Origin of the sequence: Flavobacterium sp. (assembly GCF_043720215.1) — a bacterium.
GTDB lineage: Bacteria > Bacteroidota > Bacteroidia > Flavobacteriales > Flavobacteriaceae > Flavobacterium.
On record NZ_JAYSSZ010000247.1, the window covers coordinates 1 to 2,882 of the forward strand.

Annotated in this window: 3 protein-coding genes and 1 pseudogene; 3 read left to right on the plus strand and 1 reads right to left on the minus strand. The window is 30.6% G+C overall.

Annotation, left to right across the window (positions count from 1 at the left end):
- Positions 1-43: 43 nt before the first annotated feature.
- Complete coding sequence (locus ACHZC3_RS10800) at positions 44-535, minus strand: TspO/MBR family protein (RefSeq protein ID WP_394759871.1); 492 nt, start codon at positions 533-535, stop codon at positions 44-46.
- A gap of 95 nt (positions 536-630) precedes the next feature.
- Here ACHZC3_RS10800 and ACHZC3_RS10805 point away from each other — a divergent pair, with 95 nt between their 5' ends.
- The 3 genes and pseudogenes from ACHZC3_RS10805 to ACHZC3_RS10815 form a co-directional block, all read left to right on the plus strand.
- Positions 631-1,713, plus strand: coding sequence for a diphosphomevalonate/mevalonate 3,5-bisphosphate decarboxylase family protein (locus ACHZC3_RS10805; protein ID WP_394759872.1), 1,083 nt, complete (start codon positions 631-633; stop codon positions 1,711-1,713).
- Positions 1,714-1,746: 33 nt separating this feature from the next.
- Positions 1,747-2,685 carry a mevalonate kinase gene (locus ACHZC3_RS10810; protein ID WP_394759873.1) on the plus strand — a complete coding sequence of 313 codons (939 nt, stop codon included), beginning with the start codon at positions 1,747-1,749 and terminating at the stop codon, positions 2,683-2,685.
- A gap of 40 nt (positions 2,686-2,725) precedes the next feature.
- A pseudogene (locus tag ACHZC3_RS10815) lies at positions 2,726-2,882 on the plus strand (ubiquinone biosynthesis protein UbiA); the annotation flags it as partial.

Below are 2,882 nucleotides of genomic sequence, written 5' to 3' on the forward strand. Positions count from 1 at the left end.
GAAAAATAAAAGTAAAGTTAAAAGAGTTTTCGTTTTCATAGTTTTAACTATTCAAAAACCAAATACTTCCGTTTAAAATAGTCGCAAAACTTACCCAAACCAAATAAGGGATGAGTAATTTAGCAGCATAATTATCTACTTTATTAAAAGCTCTGATGGTTTCAAAAATCATCAACCAAAGCAATAAAATTTCTATTAAAGCTAGAAAAGGATTACATAAACCAAAAAATAAAATTGACCAGATTGCGTTTAGAGCTAATTGAATTCCAAAAAGAAGCATAGCGTTTTTGATGATGTCTTTGCTTTTTCGACTCTTGCTGGGGTTACTCCAAATAATTGCAAAACTATAGCCCATTAGAATATATAAAATAGTCCAAACAGGAGCAAAAATCCAACTTGGCGGATTAAAAAAAGGTTTTTTAAGTGTTAAAAACCATGTATCAACAGACGAGCGCGTTGCAAAACTCGATAAAAATCCAATAAGTACACAGACTGAAATGGAGAGGATGATTTTAGTTAAATTAGCTTTTTTCAAAATGGTTGGTAAATTAGATTAAACAAATAAATAATAATCTAATTTAAAAAGCAACGAATTGGCAAAAAAAGTATCTTTGTTAAAATTTTTAAAATATGATTTCTGAAAAAGATTTTGTGATAAAAAATCAAGATATTACGCTAAAAAATGGAAGTTTCGAGTGGAGTTCGCCCAGTAATATTGCTTTAGTTAAATATTGGGGAAAGAAAGAAAATCAAGTTCCAGCAAATCCTTCTATAAGTTTTACGCTGAATAATTGTAAAACAATCACAAAGTTAACTTTCGTTAAAAAAAATAATGAGGATAAATTTTCATTTGATTTGTTATTTGAAGGAAAACCAAAAGAAGATTTTAAACCCAAAATCCAAAAATTTTTCGAACGAATTGAAGTTTATTGCCCGTTTCTAAAAGAATTTCATTTTACAATCGATACTCAAAATACTTTTCCTCATAGCTCGGGAATTGCTTCTTCTGCATCAGGAATGGCGGCTTTAGCCATGACTATTATGAGTTTAGAAAAAGCTTTAAATCCTTCAATTACTGAAGAATATTTTTACCAGAAAGCCTCTTTTCTAGCTCGACTAGGTTCAGGAAGTGCATGTAGGAGCGTAAAAGGTAGCGTTGTGGTTTGGGGAGAAAACGATTCAATTGTTGGAAGTTCTGATTTATTTGGAATCGAATTTCCAGCAATAATTCATCAAAATTTCAAAAACTATCAAGATACTATTTTATTAGTAGATAAAGGTGAAAAGCAAGTTTCGAGCACCATTGGGCACGATTTAATGCACAATCATCCTTATGCTAGCAGAAGATTTGAGCAAGCACATGAGAATTTAGCTAAAATAAAAACGATTTTAGAAAACGGAAACCTTGAGGAGTTTATAAAAATTGTAGAAAGCGAAGCCTTGACTTTGCACGCTATGATGATGACTTCGATGCCTTATTTTATTCTGATGAAGCCAAATACTTTGGAAATCATTAATAAAATCTGGAAATTTAGAAATGAAAACAATATTCCAGTTTGCTTCACGTTAGATGCTGGAGCGAATGTTCATGTTTTGTATCCTGAAAATAATAAAGAAATAATTTTGCAATTTATTAAGGACGAATTAGTTGGCTATTGTCAAAATGGTCAGTACATTTGTGACGAAATTGGATTTGGAAGTCAATTGATTTAATTTGTATATTTATATTCTGAAAACAAAAAATAAATGAAAGGACCATTGTTTTACTCAAAAATATTACTTTTTGGAGAATACGGAATTATTCGTGATTCAAAAGGATTGTCTATCCCTTATAATTTTTATAATGGCGCGCTAAAATCTGACGAAAATCCTTCCGTTGAAGCTATAAAGTCGAATCAAAATCTGAAAAAATTAGCCTCTCATTTAGCAACACTACAAGAAGAACAACCAGGATTAGTAACCTTCAATTTAGAAAGTTTAAATAGCGATATAGAAAGCGGAATGTACTTTGATTCTAGTATTCCACAAGGATATGGAGTAGGAAGTAGTGGTGCTCTTGTTGCAGCAATTTATGATAAATATGCTAATAATAAAATCACAGTTTTAGAAAATCTAACACGTGAAAAATTATTAACACTTAAAAATATTTTTTCTCAAATGGAAAACTTTTTCCACGGAAAAAGTTCGGGATTAGATCCATTAAATAGTTATTTGAGTATTCCAATTCTAATAAATTCTAAAGATAATATTGAAGCAACAGGGATTCCTACTCAAAGTCTTGACGGAAAAGGAGCAGTTTTCTTGTTAGATTCTGGAATTGTTGGAGAAACTGCGCCAATGGTCAATATTTTTATGGAAAGCTTAAAAGAAGAAGGCTTCCGAAAAATGCTAAAATCACAGTTTATAAAACACACTGATGCTTGTGTCGAAAATTTCTTGGGTGGTGATATAAAATCATTATTTGCCAATACAAAGAAACTGTCTAAAGTGGTTTTAAATAATTTCAAACCCATGATTCCAGAGCAGTTTCACGGATTATGGCAACGTGGAATCGATTCAAATGATTACTATTTAAAACTTTGTGGTTCTGGCGGTGGTGGTTATATTTTAGGGTTTACACAAGACCTAGAAAAAGCAAAAATGTCATTAAAAGATTATAAATTGGAAGTAGTTTATCAGTTTTAAGACTTTTAAACTTTATGATTTTACAACTTTCAACTTATAAATGTTAACACGCAAATCAAAATTACTACTAATCAAAATCCTCAGTTTGTTTTCTGTGGTGCGTGGTTATAATATTCCAGTAGTAGTTTTAGCACAATATTTATCCTCTATATTTATCCTTTCGCCCGAAAAAAGAGCACTCGATGTTATTTTAGATT